The sequence below is a fragment of the Caballeronia sp. dw_276 genome (genome assembly GCF_018449635.1).
Taxonomy (GTDB): domain Bacteria; phylum Pseudomonadota; class Gammaproteobacteria; order Burkholderiales; family Burkholderiaceae; genus Caballeronia.
This window is the reverse complement of record NZ_JAAVUV010000001.1, coordinates 606,830-629,486: the sequence shown is the minus strand read 5'-3', so window position 1 is coordinate 629,486 and position 22,657 is coordinate 606,830. Positions and strand designations below refer to the sequence as shown.

19 protein-coding genes are annotated in these 22,657 nt (G+C 60.5%); 3 read left to right on the top strand and 16 right to left on the bottom strand.

What is annotated here, in order from left to right; genetic code table 11:
- Positions 1 to 51: 51 nt before the first annotated feature.
- From HB633_RS02875 to HB633_RS02860, 4 genes are read right to left on the bottom strand one after another with little or no spacing between them, the layout of a single operon-like run.
- A complete protein-coding gene (locus HB633_RS02875; RefSeq protein ID WP_213776532.1) occupies positions 52 to 1,968 on the bottom strand; it encodes an amylo-alpha-1,6-glucosidase in 1,917 nt (638 codons plus the stop codon).
- Positions 1,965 to 2,441, bottom strand: coding sequence for a nuclear transport factor 2 family protein (locus HB633_RS02870; protein ID WP_213776531.1), 477 nt, complete (start codon positions 2,439 to 2,441; stop codon positions 1,965 to 1,967). Before HB633_RS02870 ends, HB633_RS02875 begins: the two co-directional genes overlap by 4 nt.
- A gap of 46 nt (positions 2,442 to 2,487) precedes the next feature.
- Positions 2,488 to 3,768: a DUF445 domain-containing protein gene (locus tag HB633_RS02865; protein WP_213776530.1), complete on the bottom strand. Its 1,281-nt coding sequence runs from the start codon at positions 3,766 to 3,768 to the stop codon at positions 2,488 to 2,490.
- Positions 3,769 to 3,826: 58 nt separating this feature from the next.
- Positions 3,827 to 4,240 carry an ACT domain-containing protein gene (locus HB633_RS02860; RefSeq protein WP_213776529.1) on the bottom strand — a complete coding sequence of 138 codons (414 nt, stop codon included), beginning with the start codon at positions 4,238 to 4,240 and terminating at the stop codon, positions 3,827 to 3,829.
- 91 nt (positions 4,241 to 4,331) lie between these two features.
- Here HB633_RS02860 and cynS point away from each other — a divergent pair, with 91 nt between their 5' ends.
- Positions 4,332 to 4,781 (top strand): cyanase, encoded by a 450-nt coding sequence (gene cynS / locus HB633_RS02855; RefSeq protein ID WP_213776528.1) that lies wholly within the window; start codon positions 4,332 to 4,334, stop codon positions 4,779 to 4,781.
- On the opposite strand, the gene uvrA is transcribed toward cynS, so the two are convergent.
- The 10 genes from uvrA to HB633_RS02805 all read right to left on the bottom strand — a co-directional run bounded on the left by uvrA (position 4,775) and on the right by HB633_RS02805 (position 19,646).
- Complete coding sequence (gene uvrA, locus HB633_RS02850; protein ID WP_213776527.1) at positions 4,775 to 10,615, bottom strand: excinuclease ABC subunit UvrA; 5,841 nt, start codon at positions 10,613 to 10,615, stop codon at positions 4,775 to 4,777. The genes cynS and uvrA overlap by 7 nt on opposite strands.
- 173 nt (positions 10,616 to 10,788) lie before the next feature.
- Positions 10,789 to 11,520: a GntR family transcriptional regulator gene (locus HB633_RS02845; RefSeq protein ID WP_213776526.1), complete on the bottom strand. Its 732-nt coding sequence runs from the start codon at positions 11,518 to 11,520 to the stop codon at positions 10,789 to 10,791.
- A 33-nt stretch (positions 11,521 to 11,553) separates the two neighbouring features.
- A complete protein-coding gene (gene hpxZ, locus HB633_RS02840) occupies positions 11,554 to 11,946 on the bottom strand; it encodes an oxalurate catabolism protein HpxZ (RefSeq protein ID WP_213776525.1) in 393 nt (130 codons plus the stop codon).
- Positions 11,943 to 12,947, bottom strand: a complete 1,005-nt coding sequence (locus HB633_RS02835) for a formamidase (RefSeq protein ID WP_213776524.1) — start codon at positions 12,945 to 12,947, stop codon at positions 11,943 to 11,945. The genes hpxZ and HB633_RS02835 overlap by 4 nt, the downstream gene beginning before the upstream one ends.
- The gene (locus HB633_RS02830) at positions 12,944 to 14,554 is read right to left on the bottom strand and encodes an ABC transporter ATP-binding protein (protein WP_213776523.1); all 1,611 of its coding nucleotides are present in this window, start codon (positions 14,552 to 14,554) and stop codon (positions 12,944 to 12,946) included. The genes HB633_RS02835 and HB633_RS02830 overlap by 4 nt, the downstream gene beginning before the upstream one ends.
- Positions 14,555 to 14,556: 2 nt before the next feature.
- On the bottom strand, positions 14,557 to 15,249 hold the full coding sequence (locus HB633_RS02825; protein ID WP_213776522.1) for an isochorismatase family cysteine hydrolase: 693 nt from the start codon (positions 15,247 to 15,249) through the stop codon (positions 14,557 to 14,559).
- 25 nt (positions 15,250 to 15,274) lie between these two features.
- Positions 15,275 to 16,201 (bottom strand): ABC transporter permease, encoded by a 927-nt coding sequence (locus tag HB633_RS02820; protein WP_213776521.1) that lies wholly within the window; start codon positions 16,199 to 16,201, stop codon positions 15,275 to 15,277.
- Positions 16,194 to 17,309 (bottom strand): ABC transporter permease, encoded by a 1,116-nt coding sequence (locus tag HB633_RS02815; protein WP_213776520.1) that lies wholly within the window; start codon positions 17,307 to 17,309, stop codon positions 16,194 to 16,196. The genes HB633_RS02820 and HB633_RS02815 overlap by 8 nt, the downstream gene beginning before the upstream one ends.
- Positions 17,310 to 17,336: 27 nt before the next feature.
- Positions 17,337 to 18,434 (bottom strand): BMP family ABC transporter substrate-binding protein, encoded by a 1,098-nt coding sequence (locus HB633_RS02810; RefSeq protein ID WP_213776519.1) that lies wholly within the window; start codon positions 18,432 to 18,434, stop codon positions 17,337 to 17,339.
- Between the two features lie 36 nt (positions 18,435 to 18,470).
- On the bottom strand, positions 18,471 to 19,646 hold the full coding sequence (locus HB633_RS02805; protein WP_213776518.1) for an amidase family protein: 1,176 nt from the start codon (positions 19,644 to 19,646) through the stop codon (positions 18,471 to 18,473).
- Here HB633_RS02805 and HB633_RS02800 point away from each other — a divergent pair.
- Complete coding sequence (locus tag HB633_RS02800) at positions 19,617 to 19,817, top strand: hypothetical protein (RefSeq protein ID WP_213776517.1); 201 nt, start codon at positions 19,617 to 19,619, stop codon at positions 19,815 to 19,817. The genes HB633_RS02805 and HB633_RS02800 overlap by 30 nt on opposite strands.
- Before the next feature lie 57 nt (positions 19,818 to 19,874).
- On the opposite strand, the gene HB633_RS02795 is transcribed toward HB633_RS02800, so the two are convergent.
- Positions 19,875 to 20,354: a RidA family protein gene (locus HB633_RS02795; RefSeq protein WP_213776516.1), complete on the bottom strand. Its 480-nt coding sequence runs from the start codon at positions 20,352 to 20,354 to the stop codon at positions 19,875 to 19,877.
- Positions 20,355 to 20,414: 60 nt separating this feature from the next.
- Positions 20,415 to 21,239, bottom strand: a complete 825-nt coding sequence (locus HB633_RS02790; protein WP_213776515.1) for an IclR family transcriptional regulator — start codon at positions 21,237 to 21,239, stop codon at positions 20,415 to 20,417.
- A gap of 113 nt (positions 21,240 to 21,352) precedes the next feature.
- On the opposite strand from HB633_RS02790, the gene HB633_RS02785 reads away from it, so the two are divergent.
- Positions 21,353 to 22,552 carry an aminotransferase class V-fold PLP-dependent enzyme gene (locus tag HB633_RS02785; protein WP_213776514.1) on the top strand — a complete coding sequence of 400 codons (1,200 nt, stop codon included), beginning with the start codon at positions 21,353 to 21,355 and terminating at the stop codon, positions 22,550 to 22,552.
- Positions 22,553 to 22,657 lie beyond the last annotated feature (105 nt).

The window sequence follows — 22,657 nt, the reverse complement described above, 5'->3', positions numbered from 1 at the left end:
GTACGATAAGACCGATAATCTAGCGCTTTTGCGCGACATCGGCATTAATCGTCAGGAATCGGCGGCAAGCAGGCGTTCGAGGCGCATGAGTTCGCCGAGCGACCACGCCTGGAATGGCGTGCCGCCAGGTGTATGCGGGGCATCGCCGTCAGCGACTTCGGAAACATGATCGAGTCCCGCCCGATGCAGATGATCGTGCAGCGGTTTCAGGAAGCGCTCACGGGCTTGCACTTTGGATGCCGGATCGTCGCGATGCACCCGCAACCACGCTTGCACGAACGCGCCAAGCAACCACGGCCACACGGTGCCCTGATGATAGGCGCCATCGCGTTGTAGCGGCGTGCCGGTGTACCGCCCCTTGTAAGCCGGGTCATTCGGTGACAAGGTCCGCATGCCCATTGGCGTGAGCAAAAGCTGCTCGCATTGATCGACGATGGCGCGCGCGGTTTCATTGTCGTCGATCAGCGAAAACGGCAAGCCGCCGACCGCAAAAAGCTGGTTCGGCCGGATCGAATGATCGATGTCGCCGGACTCGTGATCGGCATCCACGACGTCGTAGAGCGCGCCGCTGGCGGGGTTAATGAAACGTTGTTGAAAGGCGTCCGTTGCGCGCGTTGCGGGTTCGGTCCAGCGTGAATTCCACGCTGCGGCAATACGCAATGCATTGATCCAAAGCGCCTGAATTTCAACCGGCTTGCCGATGCGCGGCGTCACCACCCAGTTGCCGACCTTGGCGTCCATCCATGTAAGTTGCACGCCGGGAACGCCCGCGCGCAGCAGGCCGTCTTTCGGATCGGCGGCGATCTCAAAGCGCGTGCCATTGGTGTAGCCTTCGAGGATTGCATCGACCGCCTGCTGCAAGCGATCCTGCGTTTTTTCCCCGGCGTGGCCGGTTGCCAGATACTCATGCACGGCAATCACGAACCACAGCGACGCGTCCACCGAGTTGTATTCCGGCGCGCCGCTATCCGGGAAACGATTTGGCAACATGCCTTCCGAGATCGTGCCGGACCATTCGAGCAGGATCGATTCGGCGTCCGCAAGACGGCCCGATGCGATCATCAAACCACGCATTGCGATGAACGTATCGCGGCCCCAGTCGGTGAACCACGGGAAGCCGGCGAGGATCGTGCTGCCCTCATTGCGCGCGACGATGTAGCTGTCGGCGGAGCGTTGCAGCGCGGTGGGAAAAGCGGCGCGGCGCGCTTGTTCCACCTCGGCGAGTTGCGCGGCGGTCTGTTGCGCACCCTGGTTCGCGCTCAGCACGAGCACCGCTTCCCCGCGCGATAAATCGAAGGAGAAAACGCCGGGCGTTGCAAGGTCCTCGTTGAAATCCATGCCGCGTTCGCGTTCGACCGTGTAGCAGAAATTGCGATACCAGTCGGGCGCGTGACCATACGATCCATTCGACTCCGCTATCACCGCGGGTACATCTTCATACGCTTGCCAGCGGATCTGATTGCCGTTCGCGGTGTAGTCGAAATTGAATGCGGGGTTCTCGTGATGCAATGCGTGATAGTCGCGACCGGACATCAACGGCCGCACTTTCAGCGTCAAAGCGCTGTTGTCCAGCCGCCATCGAAGCACGGTGTGCGCACTTTCCTTCGCGACAAATACTTCAGCGGTAAGAACCTGCGTATCGCCGATTTGGAAGCGCCATGTCGGCCACGGCTCGGTACTGAATGAAAGCAGATTCGCCGATATGTCCGGCCAGACCGATCCTTCACCGTAGCGTTGCATGGTAAGTGGAATGCGCGTGTTTCCCGCTGCATCTCCAAGCCATGCTTCCACGCCGTTCACCAGCACCATGCGTCCCGCGGGCGGCTGCGTGGCCGTGAGCAACAGCGCGTGATATCGACGCGTACGCTCTGTGCCTGCCGTTCCGGAAGCGAAGCCGCCAAATGCGTCGGCTTCGAGCCATTCGTCGTTGAGACGTCCTTCGCGAGAAGGGGAATCGATGCGTGTCATGTCTTCGGTTGTTGCCTGTAAGCCCTGAGTCCGTTCGCAGCCTGCGCCCGGATCCTGTTCTGCACGAACGATGTCCAGCCCAGCAGCAGGCCCTTGAATCCAAGCGCCTGACGGCTCCAGGTCCAGAGATCGAACGAATCGTGATGTTCGATAATCAAACCGTCGCGAATCACGAAACGCGCATTGATGCGATTCACGACCAGACGTCCCGTCTGTGAAAAGCGATACGTCGCGACCCAGTTTGCAGTTGCCGTTTGTCCAACGGACTTGATGTCGCTAAAAGTCAGTGAGAATTCCGCTGCCCGCGCAAGCAGCATGCGCCACATGTCGCTCGCTTCACGGCCGCGCAACACGCCGAACACCGGATCGCTGAACTCGACGTCGGACGCATAACACGCGGCCATCGCCTCGGCATCAGAGCGCTGGAAGGCTTCGTAGAAACGCTGGATCAATGCGGCGTTCGCGTCCGTCATGTTCGGTCTCTTCAAGGAGGATAGGCTGACCGCGGCTACGAGAAGCTTAAACCATGAACATCGATACAGCGTGAATGATCAGGCCAACCAGTCCGCCCACAAGGGTGCCGTTCACGCGGATGAACTGCAGGTCCCGGCCTACGCTCAGTTCAACGTCGCGCACGAGCGTGGCGTCATCCCAGTTGCGCACGGTCGCGGCGATATGCTTTGCGATGCCATCGCGCAGTTCCGGCGCGAGCGAGCGCAGCGCGTCTCGCATGTGCTCGTTGATCGATTCGCGCAGTGCGGGATCGTTGCCCAGTGCCGTTGCAAACGACGCCGCCGCGCCCGTCACCTTCTTGTTCAGCGTGGAATCAGGTTGCGAGAGATCGCGGCGCAGCCACTCCTTGAATTCGTCCCACAAGCCGTTTACGTAGGTCCGCAACTCGGGGCGTTCGAGCCATTCGCGTTTGTGCTGGTCGATACGCGCGCGGAACGCCGGATCGCTCTTCAGCCGTTCGATGAATCCTTCCACCGAGCGATCAAACGCCCTGCGGCGCTCATGTTCCGGGTCGTCGCTGATGTCGTGCAGCCATTTGTTCGCGCCGCGCACGAGGCCCCCGGCGAACTTGTTGCCGAGGTCTTCCGCGCTTAATCCCACGAATCCCAGCATACCGATGAGCTTCGGATACTCCTCGCCGGCCACTTCGATAATCTTGCCCGCCAGAATGCCCTGCACTTCTTCCCGGTCGAGCCATTGCGCGAGTTCGCGAAGACCTTCGTCGAGGAGCATCTGATGGCGGCGATCCGCCGTCATGGTCGAGAGCAATCCGCCGACCGCGCCCGCCAGATCGAATTGTTCGGCGCGACGGCGCAGCGCTTCGTGGAGCATCGTCTTGACACGTTCATCGTCGATGAACTCCAGCATCTGGCTTGCCGCCGTGACCGCCTTCTTGCCAAGCAGCGCCGCGTTGGCCGGTTCGGCAAGCCATATGGCGAGACGGCCGGCGGGATCGAAGGCGTTCACGCGGGCGACCAGGGCGTCGGTGCCGAGGAATTTGTCGCGGACAAATTCGGCGAGGTTATCGGCGACGCGTGCCTTGTTGGCCGGGAGTATGGCTGTATGCGGGATCGGCACGCCCAGCGGGTGACGGAACAGCGCGACGACCGCGAACCAGTCGGCAAGCGCGCCGACCATGGCGGCTTCAGCGAAGGCCGCGACCCAGGCCCAGGCGCCAACCTCGTGCTGGGTTTTTGCGAGTACGAACAGCGCGGCAGCCGCCAGCAGAAGGCCTGCGGCGAACCATTTCATCTTCTTCAGTGCGAGGGATTTGTCCTGCGTTGCCATTGCGGTTTGTGCGTTTTTGTTTGGTGGACGAGGGCGTCAGCATACCAGCGGGAACGGTTCAGCTTTGCTGCAAGCCTTCACATTGAAGTTGCTGCAATGCGGCCATCGCTGTATCGGCGGATTCGATCGGCACGAACACGTGATCGTGATACGCCGCGGCAACGACATTGCAACTGACATTTGCCTTTCCGAGCGCCGCGGCAAAAGCCGCGGTCAGGCCGACCGCCTGCAGGTCCGAGTGCACCGTCAATGTGATCCAGGCGGCGCGGAACATCGGTTCAATACCGGCCGTCAGCGCCTCGGATTCTTCCGCAATGATGGTCAGGCCCTCGCGCTCGCGAAAGGTCGCGATGGGCGTGACGCCGGAAAGGTCGGTATCGAAAGGTACGCTCGCATAGATGAAAACGCCCGGCTGTAATTCCGGCGACATCGAGGCAAGCAAGGTGTTGAGATCGTTGATCGGTTTCGACATGAGTTGAATCTCCTGCGGTATTTTTGTCCGCCAGCCAGCCGCTCGATTGGCCGATACACTCGCCTCATGCAAACCCCGAGGAGTGACACGAATGATTTCCGATCGCAGCGAAGTGACTCGCATGATTCTCGCCGCCAAGGTGAGCCGAGGGCTGAAATGGGCCGATGTGGCGGAGAAAGTCGGCTTGAGCAAGGAATGGGTGACGGCCGGTTGCCTCGGGCAAATGACGTTCTCCAAAACGCAAGCCGAAGTCGTTGGCGGCCTCTTTGGTCTTTCCGATGAAGCCGTCGCCTGGTTGCAGATTGTGCCCTATAAAGGCTCGCTGCCAACCGCCGTGCCAACCGACCCGCTGATCTATAGATGGTACGAAATAGTGAGCGTTTACGGGACCACGATCAAGGAATTGATCCACGAGGAATTCGGCGATGGAATCATGAGCGCCATCGACTTTTCGATGGACATCCAGCGCGAACCCGATCCCAAAGGGGATCGGGTCAACGTGGTTTTATCGGGCAAATTCCTGCCCTATAAAAGTTACTGAACTTCTTCGGCGGGAATCGCCGTGCCGCGTTCCAGCACCGGCCGCAATGCCGCGCCGGTATGGCTGCGCGGATTCCTCGAGAGCGTCTCCGGGTCGGTCGATGCCACGATCGATCCACCTTCCGTGCCGCCTTCCGGCCCGAGATCGATCACCCAGTCGGCCTCGGCGATCACGTCCAGATCGTGCTCGATCACAACCACCGAATGGCCGCCGTCCACCAGCCTGTGAAGCACACGGATCAGCTTCGCGACGTCGGCCATGTGCAGGCCAACGGTCGGTTCATCGAGCACATACAACGTGTGCGGCGCTTTTTGTCCGCGCCGGCCGATGTCGTCACGCACCTTCGACAACTCCGTCACGAGCTTGATCCGCTGCGCCTCGCCGCCTGACAGCGTGGGCGACGGCTGGCCCAACGTCAGATAACCGAGCCCGACATCCTTCATCAGTTGCAGCGGATGCGCGATGCTTTGCATCGCCGAGAAGAACTCGACGGCCTCGTCGATTTCCATCGTCAGGACTTCGCCGATGTTCTTGCCGCGCCACGTCACCGCCAGCGTTTCAGGATTGAAGCGCTGGCCGTGGCAAACGTCGCACGGGACCTTGACGTCGGGCAGGAAGCTCATTGCAATGGTGCGCACGCCCTGGCCTTCGCAAGCCGGGCACCGACCGTCGCCGGTGTTGAACGAAAAACGCGATGGCGTGTAGCCGCGTGCGCGTGATTCGAGCGTATCGGCGAACAGCTTGCGGATGGTGTCCCACATGCCGATATACGTTGCCGGACACGAACGCGGCGTCTTGCCGATCGGCGTCTGATCGACTTCGAGCACGCGGTCGATGGTCTCGAAGCCGGTCACTTCCGTACAACCCTGCCAACGATGCGTGACGTCGAACTTTGGCCGCGGCGCTTCGCGCGACAACACGCTCGAACGATTGCGCGCGGGCATATCGGCTTGCGCGCTCTTGCGTGCACGGCGTGTTGCCGGCGACGACAACACCGAACGGCCAACGGCATCGAGCAAGTTGGTCATCAGCACATCGCGCGCGAGGGTCGACTTGCCGGAACCACTTACACCCGTGATGGCGATCAGGCGTCCGAGCGGCATGCTTGCGGTGACGTTGCGCAAGTTGTGCAACGTCGCGCCGTGAACCGTAAGCCAGTTCTCAGGCGTTGCAGTGCGCTTGGCAGTGGCCGTTTTTACGTCGCGGCGCGGTTGCAGCGGATGCTGGATCGGGTTCGCCAGGAACTGTCCAGTGAGCGAATCAGATTGCGCAGCCAGATCAGCAACACCGCCCTGCGCCACGACCGTACCGCCGCGTTTACCCGCTCCCGGACCAATATCGATGATGTGATCGGCACGGCGAATCGTATCTTCGTCATGCTCCACGACGACCAGCGTGTTGCCTTTGTCGCCGAGCTTCTTGAGTGCGTCGAGCAGGATCTTGTTGTCGCGCGGATGCAGCCCGATAGTCGGTTCATCGAGCACGTAACACACGCCCTGCAGGTTGCTGCCGAGTTGCGCCGCAAGGCGGATGCGCTGCGCTTCGCCGCCTGACAACGTAGGCGCGGCGCGATCAAGACTAAGATATCCGAGGCCAACTTCTTCAAGAAATTGCAGACGCCCTTCGATTTCGCTCACAACGTCGCGCGCGATATCTGCATCGCGACCCTTGAGTTTCAGCCTGTTGATCCAGCCGCGTGTGGCAGTGACGGTCCATCGGCCCACCTCGGTGATCGGCTGGTTGCCGAACGTCACCGCGCGCGCCACTTCGTTCAGACGCGTGCCTTCGCAATCCGGGCATGGTTGATCTCCGACATCGTCAGGTTCCTGTTCCGCCGATGGAATCGTTTGTTCGCGGCCGCGAACGTCCTCGGAGAGCAAGGTGTCATCGTAGGCTTCGCGCTGCTCGCGCGTGAGCTTGACGCCCGTTCCCACGCAGGTGTGGCACCAGCCATGCTTGCTGTTATACGAGAACATGCGCGGGTCGAGTTCGGGGTAACTCGTGCCGCAAACAGGACACGCGCGTTTGGTCGAAAACACGCGAATCTCGCCAATGTGCTTCGTGCCGTTCTTGCCGCCATTCAGGGCACCGTGCAGATCATCGAGCGGCGCGAGCAGATGCATCACGCCCTTGCCAAGCTCGAGCGTGTCTTCAAGCATCTTCCGAAGCGATGCTTCGTCGTTCACGCTGACAATCAGATCGCCAACCGGCAACTCGATGGTGTGTTCCTTGAAGCGGTCGATCTTCGGCCACGGATCGACGGACAGGAACTCTCCGTCCACGCGCAGATGCGTATGGCCACGCGTTTTCGCCCACTTCGCGAGATCGGTATAAATCCCCTTGCGGTTCACGACGAGCGGCGCAAGCAGACCAATATGTTGGCCTTTGAAGTCGCGCAAAATCTGCGCAACGATTGATTCAGCACTTTGCGCCGTCACGGGCGCGCCGTCGTGAACGCAATGCTGAATGCCGAGCTTCACGTACAAAAGCCGCAGGAAATGCCAGACTTCAGAAGTAGTCGCGACCGTACTCTTGCGTCCGCCGCGCGACAGACGCTGTTCGATTGCAACCGTAGGCGGAATGCCATAGACGGCATCGACTTCAGGACGCCCCGCCGGTTGAACAATGGAACGTGCGTACGCATTCAACGATTCAAGGTACCGGCGCTGGCCTTCGTGGAAAAGAATATCGAACGCGAGCGTCGATTTGCCCGAACCCGAAACACCCGTGATCACGTTGAACTTGCCGTGCGGAATATCGACGTCAAGCGACTTCAAGTTGTGCTCGCGCGCATTAACGATACGCACCACGTCCTCGCCCTGCAACGCGCGACGCGCCGCCGCGACTTCCGCCGCGAGTTGCAATGGCACGCCCGATGCACGCTTCTGTGCGGCGCCCGGCGCCATGGCTTCTTCGTAGTCGAGCAAAGCCTTGCCCGTATGCGATTGTTCGCATGCCGAAACATCTTCGGGCGTACCGACACAAACGACCAGGCCGCCTGCATCTCCGCCTTCGGGACCCAGATCGATGATCCAGTCGGCGGCGCGAATCACATCGAGATTGTGCTCGATCACGATCAGCGAATGGCCGCGTTCCAGCAAGCGTCGAAGCGCTTGCATGAGCTTGGCGATATCGTCGAAATGAAGACCCGTTGTGGGTTCGTCGAACATGAACAGACGACCCGGCTTGTTGCCGCTTGCCTGCGCCGTTTCCGCGAGGAAACCCGCCAACTTGAGGCGCTGCGCTTCGCCCCCGGACAAGGTCGGAACAGGTTGTCCGAGCTTCACGTATTCCAGACCGACATCCACGATCGGCTGCAATACGCGCAGCACTTCCTTGTCCTTCGCAAAACATGCAACGGCTTCGCTCACGGTGAGGTCGAGTACATCGGCGACGCTCAGCGACCGGCCATCGCGTTCGATCTGCACATCGAGAATTTCCGCGCGATACCGCCGGCCATCGCAATCCGGGCAACGCAGATAGACATCGCTCAGGAACTGCATTTCCACGTGTTCGAAGCCCGAACCACCGCACGTCGGGCAACGGCCATCGCCGGAATTGAAGCTGAACATGCCCGCGCTGTAGCCGCGTTGCGCCGCCAGCGGCGCCTTCGCAAACAGCTTGCGGATTTCATCGAATGCGCCGACGTAACTCGCCGGATTCGAACGCGCCGTGCGTCCAATGGGCGATTGATCCACGAAGATCACTTCGCTCAGTTCGTCCGCGCCTTTCAGCGCGCGGAATGCGCCGGGCGTTTCCGTCGCCTTGCCGAAATGGCGCAGCAAGGCCGGCGCGAGCACGTCCTGAATCAGCGTCGATTTACCCGAGCCCGATACCCCCGTCACGCACACCAGGCGCTGCAACGGAATCTCGACCGTTACATCGCGCAGATTGTGCTGGGTCGCGCCCTCGAGCACGAGTCGCGGCGTCTTTGCATCGACGGCGCGACGCTGCCAGTTCGACGCGTGCGCCACGTGCTTGCGGCCGCCGAGGTACGCGCCAGTGAGCGTATCGCTGTGTTCGATATCGTTCGGCGATCCGTCATACACAATCGAGCCGCCGCGTTCGCCGGGACCCGGACCCATGTCGATAAGACGATCCGCCGCGAGCATGACCGACGGATCGTGCTCGACGACAACGAGCGTATTGCCCGCATCGCGCAGCCTGTGCATGGCCTCGACAATGCGGTTCAGGTCACGCGGATGCAAGCCGATGCTCGGTTCATCGAGTACGAATAGCGTGTTCACGAGCGACGTGCCGAGTGCGGTCGTCAGGTTGATCCGCTGCACTTCGCCGCCCGAAAGCGTGCGGCTCTGGCGATCCAGCGTGAGATAGCCGAGGCCGACATCGCAGAGATATTTGAGGCGAGTGCGGACTTCGTTGTGCAAGAGCTTGAGCGCGTCGTCGAGCAACGTGCTTGGCAACGTCAATGAATCAAAGAACCGGCGAATCCGCTCAATCGGCATCAGCATCAGATCGTGCAGCGTAAGGCCGGGCAGCGCTTCGAGCTGAGCACGCGTCCAGTCGACGCCAGCAGGCAAGAAACGATTGGCGGGGTTCAACACCGCGTCCGCTTGTTCCTTCGTGCCGAGACGCCACAGCAGCGCTTCGGTCTTGAGCCGCGCGCCCTCGCACACCGGACACTTCGTATAGCTGCGATATTTCGACAGCAGCACGCGAATATGCATCTTGTACGCCTTCGATTCCAGATAATCGAAGAAGCGCTGCACGCCGTACCACTGGTTCTGCCACTTGCCGGTCCAGTCGGGCGAACCATTGATGACCCAGTCGCGTTCCTTCTGCGTCAGGTCGCTCCATGGCACGCCAAGCCGAATGCCGGCCTTCGCGCCGTAGCGCAGCAGATCGTCCTGATTCTCTTGCCATGCTGGCGTCTGCATCGTCTTGATCGCACCGCCGCGCAGGGTCTTGCGTTCATCTGGGATCACGAGGCCTAGATCCACGCCAATCACGCGGCCAAAACCACGGCATGTTTCGCACGCGCCGTACGCCGAGTTGAACGAGAACAACGCGGGTTGCGGATCGGCGTAGCGGATATCGCTTTCCGGGCTATGAAGGCCCGTTGAGAAGCGCCATGTGGGGACATCGTTTGGTTTGTCGCCATCTTCAGCGCCCGGCTCAGGCAACACATAGACATTCACGCGCCCCGTACCACGCAACAACGCGCCTTCAATAGCCTCGAGCGCCCGCGACCGTTCCGTGTTCTGCAAACGAAACCGGTCCGCGACGACATCGAGCATCTGACGGCCGTCCTGATGCCGCTTGGCCTGCACGCGGGTATAACCGCTTGCGGAAAGCCATTGCGCGACTTCTTCATCGCTCGCGGATTCGGGCAGCTCGACCGGGAACGTGATCGCAATACGCGGATCATTCGCCTTCGTGCGTTCGAGCAGTTCGACGTAGATGGTCTCCGGCGTGTCGTGCCGGACCTGATGCGAGGTCTTTTTATCGAAGAGCTCGGCGGCGCGCGCGTAGAACAGTTTCAGGTGATCGTTCAGCTCGGTCATCGTGCCGACGGTCGAGCGCGAACTGCGCACCGGATTCGTCTGGTCGATAGCAATGGCCGGCGGAACGCCATCCACGCGATCCACCTGCGGACGATCCATCCGGTCGAGGAATTGCCGCGCGTAGGCGCTGAACGTCTCGACATAGCGCCGCTGGCCTTCGGCGTAAAGCGTGTCGAAAACGAGGCTCGATTTACCCGAGCCGGAGGGACCGGTCACCACGGTCATCTGGCCGGTGTACAGGTCCAGGTCGATGTTCTTGAGATTATGCTGGCGAGCGCCGCGAATGCGGATTGCGTTGTTGGATGCCAATTTTTCCTAACCGGTTCAATGAGTTAGATCGTCCATCAGGTCCTCCGGGCGGCGCTGGACTCCTGCGGGAGCCGCCGCGATCCGGGGCGCTGTGGTGCGATAGCTGCGGATGTATCCGATACTGTACACCCGTACAGTGTTTTTGGCAGACAGGAACCGGCGGCCGGATTGACCTACGACACAAATGGCAGCTTTACATCGCGGGCTGCATCGAGCATCGAGACGGTGATCTTCCGAACTTCCAGCTTGCTCTGCGTGATATGCGCTCGCAGCAAGATGGATGCCTCGGTCAGGCGTTTGCGTTCGATCAGATGCAGCATGGTTGAATGTTCATCGTAAGTCGCGCTGGTCCTGTGCGGCTTGAGGAAATCGAGGCGGCGCACAATGCGAATGCGCTCGGTCACGTCGTTATGCACGCGGACCATTTCAGCATTGCCGGTAGCGGCCACCACTCGCCGATGAAAATCTTCGTCCATGCCGAACATCTTCACGGCGTCGGATTCGCGCGCTTGCGGCTCCACGCACCAGGTCGCCTTCAACGAATCGATGGCTGCGCGCGCCGCGTCGCCACCGGCGGTCATTCGTTCGAGCGCGGCAAGCTCGAGCACGATGCGCAGATCGTAAAGCTGATCCATCTGATTGAAGTCGATCGTGGCAACCTTCCAGCCGCGCCGGAAACCGACTTCGAGGTATCCCTCGCGTTGCAGGCGGAACAGGCCGTCGCGCATGGGCGTGCGCGAGACGCCGTAATACTGGGCGATACCATTCTCCGAAAAACGGTCGCCGGGAAACAAGCGGAAGTTGAAGATATCGCTCTTCAACCGCTGATAGACCTGTTCGGCAAGCGGATTCGCCGCATTTGGCTCGACGGTTTCAACAACCGCTTCAATCATGTCTTCCTGCATTCGCGCTCCCATTTATTTCTTATTATCGGCGTTTCAGGGTTCGGGAATCAGACTGACGTGCGCGGCGACGATTTTCCAGTTGCCATCATTGCCAATGCGCGCCCAGCTTTGCATCTGCCGTCCGATCAACGGCGTCGCATCGCTTGTGAACTCGGTACTGACGGTTGCAAAGTCCGTGCCGAACGTCGTGACGATGGTCCGGTGCAAAATGCGCGAAGCCGGGACCGGCGCGCACGTTTCGCGCCACTGGCGGATGGCATCGCCGCCATGCTGGATTTCCGCAATGCCGTAACGCACCGTCTCTGGAGCATTCCAGAACAGCGCATTCATGGTTTCAATGTCATTTGCAACCAGCGCGCGTTCGTATTTAACAAACGCCGCACACACCTCGGCAGTGACTTCGGGCAGGTTGATCTCGACGGTCATGACTTGCCTTTATAAGTCCGTCCGGGCGGCGCAAAACCGCAAGATGTGCCGTCTGTGACCTTGACCTCGTCTTCCCAGGGCAAGCGATATTCACCACGCACCATGTCGTGCATGAACGTGTACGGGCAATCCTGCGCTCCGCCTTTCACGGCCACATACCCGCGATGCCCGAACTGATAGATGTTGTTTTCGACGCCCCAGTTCAAGCGCGCTTCACGAACGAGGTCGGGCCGCATTTCACACGTGATGATTTCGTCCGGCCGATGACTGCCATCCACCATCACCGTGCCATCGAAATCGCAGAACATGCCCTCGCCCATCGAATCGAAACTGCCATCTGTTCCGCAAAGACAAACGCTCGCCGTTTGCGCGAGATTCTGAAACGCGTTGGATTGATTCGTGATTCGCCATGCGTGACGTATCGGCGCGGTGTAGCCCGCTGTGCGCAAGATGATTTCCGCGCCCTTATACGCGGCCTCGCGCGCCATTTCGGGAAACATGCCGTCGTGACAGATGATCAGCGAAAGCACCGCGCCCTTCGGCCCGATGCACACCGGAACGCCTATGTTTCCAGGCTCCCACGGCTCGACCGGCACCCACGGATGCAGCTTCCGATAGTAGAGTTTCACCGCGCCGGTATCGTCGATGATCAATCCACTGTTGTAAGGATTGCCGCCCGGGTTGAGCTCCATGATCGAGAAGCAGCCCCAGATCTTGTGCTCGACACATGCTGCCTTGAACGCCGCCACTTCGGGACCATCGAGCGTGCACATGATGGCGTCATCCGTACGCATGGAAAGACCATGTAGCGCATATTCGGGGAATACGACCAGGTCCATGGAAGGATTATTGCGTCGCGCCTTGCCGACCATCGTCACGATTTTCTGCGTCTGCGCTGCAAGTTCTTCCGACGTGGAGACGTCTGGATTTTGCAATTGCACGAGACCAATCACAATGCCGTTCGGCGACTTGTTCAATCCGCCCAATCCACTCGAGCTCATTCAATGACCTCCTTCAAAGGTTCGGTTGCGGGCGCGTTATGCGTGACGGTATCACCATGTCCCGCCATGTAGCGGCCGAGCGTCGCGCGATCGGCATTCGCGGCGGATGTCTCGTACACGAGTTCACCCTCCGCAATCACCGTGATGCGGTCCGCTAGTTCCAGCAATTCGTCAAGGTCCTCGCTCACCAGCAAGACGGCCGCACCGGCATCGCGCGCAGCCATGATGCGTGCGTGAATATCCGCCACCGATGCAAAGTCGAGACCAAAAACCGGGTTCGCGACGATCAGCACATCCACCGGTTGACCAAGTTCTCGAGCAAGCACTGCACGCTGCACGTTGCCGCCTGAAAGCGTGCCGATAGCACGTTCTGGAAGCGGCGGCCGTACGTTGAATTCGCCGATGAGTTGCGTGGCGCGATTACGCATCGCGTGGCGGTCGAGACGCCAACCGCCGCGACGCAACGGAGGGCGATCGAAGTCTCGCAGCGCAAGGTTTTGCGCGACACTCATGCTCGCCACGCACGCGTTCTTGAGCGGCTCTTCAGGGATGGCAAAGACACGCCGTTGCGGCATCTCTTCACGGGTCGCGCGATATGCGCTGCCGGCGATTTCCATCTTGCCGGCCTTGGTGCGACGTTGCCCGACAAGCGCTTCGACCAGTTCCTTCTGCCCATTCCCCGACACCCCCGCGATGCCAAGTATCTCTCCCGCGCGTACTTGAAGCGATGCATGCCTGACTGCGGCATGGCCGCGATCATCGTCGACGGAAAGCATACTGATCGCAAGGCGAATCTGCCCTGCAGCATTCACCGGTTTGCGGGCGACGCGTTCGGCATTGACTGCTTCCATAACAGCGGTGTCGCGCGTTTCGTCGGCGCCCATCATCAGTGCGGCCAGCGCATCGCGGCTGGTTTCAGAAACAGCGCTCGTACCGACCTGACGACCCTTGCGCAGTACGGTCACATCGTCCGCGTAGGCCATTACTTCGCGGAACTTGTGCGTGATCATCAGCACGGTCAGCTCGCCACGTGTTGTCAAATCGCGCATCAGGCCGAGCACTTCATCGGCTTCCTGTGGCGTGAGAACGGAAGTGGGTTCATCGAGAATAAGAAAACGCTGCTTCAAATACAGCTGCTTGAGAATTTCAAGCTTCTGCTTTTCGCCGGCCGCGAGGCCAGACACAGGTGCGTCGAGCGGAAGGCGAAACGGCATGCCCCGCATGAACATGTCGAGCGCCGCACGTTCCGTTTTCCAGTCGATCTTCCATGGAAGACGGCCACGCGCGAGCAACAAGTTTTCTTCCACCGACAAGCCCGATGCCAGCGTGAAATGCTGATACACCATGCCGATACCCAGGCCTTGAGCATCGCGCGGCGAGGTAATGTGAACCTCGCGATTGCCGGCTGAAATTTGTCCTTCATCGAGCACGCCGTACCCCACGAGTCCCTTCACAAGCGTGCTCTTGCCCGCACCGTTCTCGCCAAGCAACGCGTGGACCGTGCCCGCGCGGACCTTGATCGATACGTTGTCCAGCGCGCGAAATGCGCCAAACGATTTGCCGGCGTTGTGTATCTCCACACCCAGCGCATGCGATGAGGTGGGCATGGTCAGCCGCCGAGCGTGGTCAGGAGCGCTTGTGAATCGGAGACTGTGCCGAACACGCCGCCTTGCATCGTGATCATGTGCAGCGCCGCATCGTGGTTGCTACGGTCGGTCGCACCGCAACAGTCGGCAAGCACCGTGCATTCGAAACCGCGGTCGTTCGCCTCACGCATGGTCGTGTGGACGCAGACGTCGGTCGTGATACCGGTCAGCACCAGGTTCACGATGCCGCGCGTGCGCAAGATCAGTTCGAGGTCGGTTGCGCAGAACGAGCCCTTGCCGGGTTTGTCGATGACAATTTCCCCCGCCAAAGGCGCAAGTTCATCGATGATTTCCCACCCCGGCTCACCCCGTACCAGGATGCGGCCACTAGGGCCATCGTCGCCGATACCAACGCCATCCGTTCCCGCGCGACGGCTGCGCCAGCGCTTGTTCGCAGGCAAGTCCGACAAATCCGGCCGATGCCCTTCACGCGTATGAATGATCGTGAACCCCTGTTCGCGCATCACGTTCATCACGCGTTTTATAGGTTCAATAGGCGCGCGCGTGAGCGACAAGTCGTAACCCATCTTGTCGACATAACCGCCGTGTCCGCAGAAGTCCGTCTGCATGTCGATCACGATCAGCGCCGTATTGTCGGGGCGCAGGTTGCCATCGAAGGGCCATGGGTAAGGTCTGGCATCAATGAATCGGTTCATGGTCGGAAGCGCCTTTAAAAATGAGTCAGCGTGTGAGGCTCAGCTCGCCCGGCGCGCCGGCAAGCGTGCGATCGGGACGGCAATTGATGATCATGATCGCGAGCGTGAGCACGTAGGGTGCGGCGTTGTAGAGGTAATATCCGCTCGTCACGCCGATGGCTTGCAGTGCTGGCCCGAGCGCGCCGGCCGCGCCAAAAAGCAAGGCGGCCCACAGGCATCGCAAAGGCTGCCAGCGCGCGAAGATGACAAGCGCGACCGCCATCAATCCTTGCCCGCTCGACAATCCTTCGTTCCAGCTTCCCGGATAAACGAGCGACAGATACGCTCCACCAACGCCCGCAAAAAAACCACCCACGGAAGTCGCGATGATTCGAATCCGCGTCAGCGGATAACCCATCGCCCGTGCGGTCTCGGCGTGATCGCCAACGAGACGCAAGGTCATGCCCCAGCGCGTGCTGCGCAGTCCCCATTGCAACACGAACGCCAGCACCACGCCGATCACAAAAAGCGGATTCACATGCAGCGCGTTGTGCAACTGAGGCGAGCTAGCCCACGCGCCAAAATCGAACGACTGAAGACCGGGCGCTTGCGGTTCGATAAACGGCTTGCCCAGATAAAACGCGAGTCCCGTGCCAAGCAGCATCAACGCGATGCCGAACGCGATATCGGAGACGCGGGGCAGCGAACATACGAGACCGTGCAGACATCCAAGCAACAAGCCGACGCAACCCGCCGCAAGCACGCCGGCCCACGGCGAGCCCGTCATGTAGGACGCGGCGTAACCGCTCATCGCGCCGGAAACCAGGATGCCCTCGAGGCCGAGATTTACGCGACCGCCCTTCTCGGTCAGGCATTCGCCCAGGCTCACGAAAAGATACGGCGTGCTCACGCGGATCGCGCCGGCCACGAGCGACAGCAACAAGATGACGATGGGCGAATGGACATCAGGCATGGGTGTGCTCCATCGGCAGGTTGACGTCGGCGAGCGCAGCGGCCTGCAACTGCACGCGCCACGCTGCGATCCGGCCGCCCAGCGCTTCCCATGCGAGCAGGTTTGCGAACAGAAGACCTTGAAGGACGAGCGTGGTGGCATCGGGCAGGTCGAGGCGGCGCTGCAACAGACTGCCGCTCGCTTCGATGCCGCCAATCATCACGGCGCACACAATGATCGCCAGCGGATTCTGGCGTGCTGCGAAGGCTACGAGTATTCCGGCGTAGCCGTAACCCGCGAGCAGCGATGCATTCGCGCTGCCCTGCACCGCCGCAACCTCGAACATACCGGCGAGTCCCGCCGCTGCGCCGCCAAGCGCGCACGCAACAAACGCAAGTACGTTCACCGGCAAGCCGACCAGCCGCGCCGCGCGATTACTGCCGCCGACAATGCGCATCGCAAAGCCTTTGGTGCTGTACTTGACGAAGACCCACGCCGCGATGCACGCAAGAATGCCCCACATGAGGCCCCAGTGGACTTCGAGGCCCGGCAAAGACCCTATCGACATCGACTGGGGAACGGGAAGCGTGGAGGGCTTGTTGAGGCTTGCAGGATCGCGCAACGGCCCTTCGACAAAAAACTTGAACAGCGCAATCGCGATATACGCCATCAGCAAACTGCTGATGGTCTCATTCACGCCGCGCCATTGCCGCAACGCGCCCACTGCGCCGATCCAAGCCGCGCCTGCAAGCATGCCGGCAAGCGCCAACAATGGCGTCGCGATCAGCCACGGCGTATTCGCCGGCAGCATCTGCGGGACCATGGCCGCGCACATTCCGCCTAGCGCCAGCGCGCCTTCCCCGCCAATCACGATCAGCCCCACTTGCGCGGGCAATGCCACGCATAGCGCGGTCAGCATGAGAGGCGACGCACGCAGCAGGGTGCTCTGCCACGCGAACGACGAACCGAACGCGCCTTGCACGATCAGGCCGATTGCATCCAGGACCGGCTGCCCCTGCACCAGCAGAAACAACGAAAACAGCACCAGGGTTCCGGCGAGCGCGAGCACTGTCGGAATCGCCGGCAACGCAGCGAGCAAAACGCGGGCAGTCGAAGCATTGGGACGCATCACGGCTCCTTCAGAATGACAACGCCATCAGATCTGGCCCGTGACGCCGGACACCAGATAATTCATGCTTTCCAGCGTGTAGTCGGTCTGCGGGTGGCTCGTGCCGGCAGCGATCGCGGTGCCACCCTTGTTGTCTTTTATCGGACCTTTGAAGATCACGAATGTGCCGGCCATCATGCTGGCCTTGATGGTGTCGGCAGCCTTCTTAGCATCAGGCGTGACCTTCGTGCCGTACGGCGACATCTTGACGAAGCCGTCCTTCAGGCCGCCACGCAGCACGTTCGGCTGCGGCTTGCCAGCCTGTGCATCGGCGACGAGTTGCTTGTATGGCGTCGCCCAGTCCCACTCCGCGCCCGTGAGATAACCCTTCGGTGCAAGTGCAGCCTGGCTCGCGTGGTAACCGCAACTCATCGCGCCACGTTTTTCGGCAGTTTCCACAACGACCTTCGGACCATCGACGTGACACGTGATCACGTCGCAACCCTGATCGACCAGGCTGTTCGTCGCTTCCGCCTCCTTCACGGGCATCGACCAGTCGCCGGTGAAAATCACTTGCGTCGTGATCGATGGATCGACGGACTGTGCGCCGAGCGTGAACGCGTTGATGTTGCGCAGCACTTGCGGGATAGGCTTGGCCGCGACGAAGCCAAGCTTCTTGCTCTTGCTCATGTGACCGGCGACAACACCATTCAAGTACTGGCATTCATCGATATAACCAAAGTAACTCGCGATGTTCGGCGGGTTGCCCTCCTTCCATAAACCGCCGCAATGCGCGAAGCGCACGTTCGGATATTTGGCCGCCATCTTCAGCACATGCGGATCGAAGTAACCAAACGACGTTGCGAAGATGAGCGTTGCGCCGTCCTGTTCGATCATCGCTTCCATGGTCTTCTGGACCGCGATGGTTTCCGGCACGTTCTCTTCTTCCACGACCTTCACGTTAGGCAGCTTTTTGATGATCGCGGCCGCCGCAGCCTGCGCCTGGTTATACCCATAGTCTCCGCGCGCGCCGACATAGATCACGCCAACGGTTGTTTTTCCGGCGGCGAAAACCGACTGGAACGGCGCCATGGTCGCAAGCGCCAGGAGGCTCGCGTCTTTGATGAATGTGCGGCGGCTGGTCATGTCGTTCGATTCCTGTTCAAGTTGGGTCGTGGGTTACTAGGTTCTAGTTTGAAGACTGTCGAGGTAGGCAATCCAGCCGCCGAAAGAGGTAATGTCCTGCGCTCCGCTTAACTCCAATACCGCCCAGGGCTCGCATATGAAGCCTTTGACGAAGCGTCCGTCGGCCAGCTCCACCGTGCCGATACCCATCGGCGGAGGAACGTCCATCACGAACTTGCCGAACGTGCGCACCGGCACGTCCCAGACTTCGACGGCGATAGCTGCGCCACTACGTTCCGCGTTGCGTACAAGACCAGGCTTCGGCGGTGACGTATTCGCGAGCGCGAATAACTGGTACGCGGACGAAGTCCTGGTCGCCTCAACGAACCGTGCGCCCGCTTCCAGCAACTGTTTGTTGAGCGGTTGCCCGCGCAGATGCGCGCCAACCACCGCGAGCGCGACAGTCGGTTCCTGGAATGGCAACGGCTGAAGCTCGGGGTTGGCCGTGCCATTGAAAAGCGTTTGAATGCGTGCACCCAGAACCGCCAGCCGATGATCCGACCCGCTCGGCGCGATCAGCGTCACGCCGGCGGGCAATCCATCGTTTCTGCGCACGCACGGCACGGACAACGCGCACAGGTCCAGCAGATTCACGAAGTTGGTGTAGTAACCCAGTTCGCTGTTGCGCTCGATCGGACTTGCCTGCACATCTGCGATAAGCGGATGAGTGGGCGTGGTGGGCACGATCAATACATCGATGGACCCGAAACATCGCTCGGATTCACGCTTGAGTTCCGCAAGCGCGTACTGCCCGTTGAAGGCATCGACCGCGCTGAAGCGATCGGCCTTGCCGATCACGGCGGCCACAGTTGTATCGATGTCAGCGAAGTTGGTGTCGAAGAATGCGCCGAGCGCGGCGCGCCGCTCCGCGACCCACGGGCCGTCGTAGAGCAACGCCGAGACGCGTTTGAACGGTGCGAAATCGATGCCGTCAGGGCTCGTTGCGAGATCCGCCGATAACGCCTCGAGCGCGGCGCCAAAGGCTTGCTGCGCGGTTGTATCGTTGAAGAACTCCAGCTCTTCGGGTACACCAATACGCAACGCACAGGATGCCGCGGCTAATGGGGGCACCTTGCGCGAGTACGCGTCGCTTGCGTCGAATTTCGCCATTTGCGCCAGGACGTGCCACGCATCGGCAACGTCATGCGCGAAGATCGACAGCGTATCGAACATCCGGGCATGGGTGTGACCGACGTTTACGCCGCAACCATTCCGGACTTCCCGTACGAAGCGGGCCTGCACGTTCACTATCAGGAAACAAGGCTGCCAATGCACGACGGTCTGCCCAAGATGAAGGACCTTCCTGAGGAAATGGGCGGTTCGGGTGTGACCATGGCTGAGTAACCGCCATTCAGCCGCAAAGTAAGCATCGAATGGCTTCCCATTTAGGGAAGCCACAAACTAATCCCGAATCGCGACGATCGCTTCAATTTCAACCGTAATATTGCCGGGCAACGATCCGACTCCGACTGCTGAACGTGAATGCCGGCCAACGTCGCCGAATACGTCGATAAAAAGATCCGAGCAACCGTTGATCACGCGCGGATGATCGGCGAAATCCGGCGTTGCGTTGACCATGCCGAGCAACTTCACAATGCGCGTCACGCGGTTCAGATCGCCAAGCTCGGCGTGAAGCACGGACAGCAGATTGAGACCCACCAGTTGGGCGTGCTTGTACGCTTCGTCGGTCGTGACATCGTCGCCGACCTTGCCTTTCATCAAGCGGCCGGTGTCGTCGAGCGGTCCCTGTCCCGACAAGAAAAGCAGATTGCCTTCGCGCGTGCAATGAGTGAAGTTGCCTATCGGCGCGGGCACGTCCTGAAGTTTCAATCCGCGAGTCCGCAGTCGGTCGTAGCAGTTCGTCTCAGTCGAAAATACCATGTTGCGTCAGTTCTCTTTCAGGTTAAGAAGCCAAGGGGCGGAAGACCGTAGGACCGGTGCTTAAACCTGAAATTCAGGCGTGCGCCGATGCCAGCCGAGGCGCGTTTCGATACGAGCGGCAACAACTTTCAATTCATCGCCAAATTGCTCAGTACTCTGAACGGCCTTCGCTTCGGGCATCACGATCGATATGGTGAAAACACAGTCGCCGGCTTGATCGAGTACCGGCGCAGCAAGGCATGCAACCGATGCATCGGACTCGCCGATCTGGATGGACAAGCGTGCGTCGAGCGCCTCACGGGCCATGCGCGCGAGCACATCTGGCCGTGTTTCGGCGCGCGCTGTCGGCGACGACTTCGCATGCCGCGCAAAATAGGCAACACGTTCCGCGTCAGGCAGATGTCCCACAAGCAATCGACCCGATGCAGTCCAGTTAAGCGGCACGCGACTTCCCACGCGCGACGTCACGCGAAAATGGCCGGGTCCCTCTGCCATTTGCAATACGACCATCATGCCCTCTTCGAGCCCGCAGACCTGGACCGTCTCGCCGACCTGCGCCGAAAGCCGGTTCATCTCCTCATGCGCGACTGCGAGGTAATCGAGCGAGCTTGCATAGCTCAAGCCGTAACCATACAAGCGCGACCCTAGCCAGATCGCGCCCTCAGGCGTACGCGCGAGCAGGTTCTTTTCCACGAGGTCGTTGATGATCGAGTACACCGTGGACAGCGGCGCGCCGACACTGCGCGCGATTTCGTATGCGGTGGTCGGCCGGTTGGCTTCCTGCAACGCGTCGAGAATCTGCACGGCCCGGTCGATCGCGCTGGTGCGCGTGCGCGGCGCCGCAGCGTCAGGTTCCTGCGAGGGTTCACGGGGCTTGCGGGTCATTGCGCTCCTCAGGGCTGATTGTTTTTGTCTAGTTGACGCAGGTGAATCGTATGCTAATCTAATACACAATTACAACATATGTTCCACAATAAAGGAACATCAGGAGTCAGACGATGGACTTTTATTCTCGCTTGGGTCTGCGCCCCGTCATCAACGTGAACGGCACGATGACGAGTCTCGGCGCGTCCATCGTGGCGCAGCCCGTGATTGACGCGGTCGCTTCGATCTTGCCGCAATTCGTTGAGATCGACGATTTGCAGCGCAAGGCATCGGCGGCAATCGCAAAGGCATGCGGCAGCGAGAGCGGCTACGTTACCGCGTCCTGTTCGGCGGCGATCACGCTTGGCATTGCGGCGACCATGACCGGCGACGACGTCGGCCTGATCGAGCGTCTGCCGGATACCAGTGGCCTGCGAAATGAAGTCGTGATTCAGACGGGTCATCTCGTCAATTATGGCGCACCCATCGACCAGGCGATTCGCCTCGCAGGCGCACGTGTGGTGCCCGTGGGCGCCGCCACCGAGGCGCATGGTTATCAACTTGCGTCGGCCATCACCGAACGCACGACGGCAGCGTTATACGTCGTATCGCATCACACAGTGCAGTTCGGGTTGATCCGGCTCGAAGAGTTTATCGCCGAAGCACATGCGAAGGGCGTACCGGTTATCGTCGACGCCGCGTCTGAATACAACCTCACGCGTTTCATTGCGGCCGGCGCCGATCTCGTGCTTTATTCAGCGCACAAGTTTCTCGGCGGTTTGACGGCCGGGATCGTGGCCGGCAAGAAAACCCTGGTAAGTGCCGCGTATTTCCAGAATGGCGGCATCGGGCGGGGCATGAAAGTCGGCAAGGAAGGCATCGCGGGCGCGATCGCCGCACTCGAACAATGGCAGCAGCGCGATCATGCCGCCGTGCGTGCGCGCGAACGCGGTTATCTCGACCTGTGGATTGCTGGTCTCGCTGGTCGTCCCGGCATACGCGCTGAGATCGATGCCGATCCCACCGGCAATCCGCTGGACCGGCTGAAGCTTTCCATCGACTCACGTGAAGCGCGCATCAGCGCATGGGATCTCGCCGATGCACTTTCGCGCCCTCCGGCGGGCAGCATCCCCGTGATCGTCCGCGATCACGAAGCCGAACTGAATTTCTTTTTCATCGATCCGTGCAATCTGCATCCGGGACAGGAACTTACCGTTCTTGAACGCCTGCTTGCAGAGCTAGAGCGCGCACAACGCGCACCGGAACCGTTGATCACGCCGTTCTATCAACGCGACGCACGGCGTCTCTCGGGACGGCGCAACTGGCCGGACTGAACTTCGCTTTCTCCGCACGAACCAGTTTGCTTGAATTTCTTTGTATGACCGCTTCGCCGGATTGATTTCCGGCGACGCTTCGCCTTGCACGCTTAGTAATCCTTA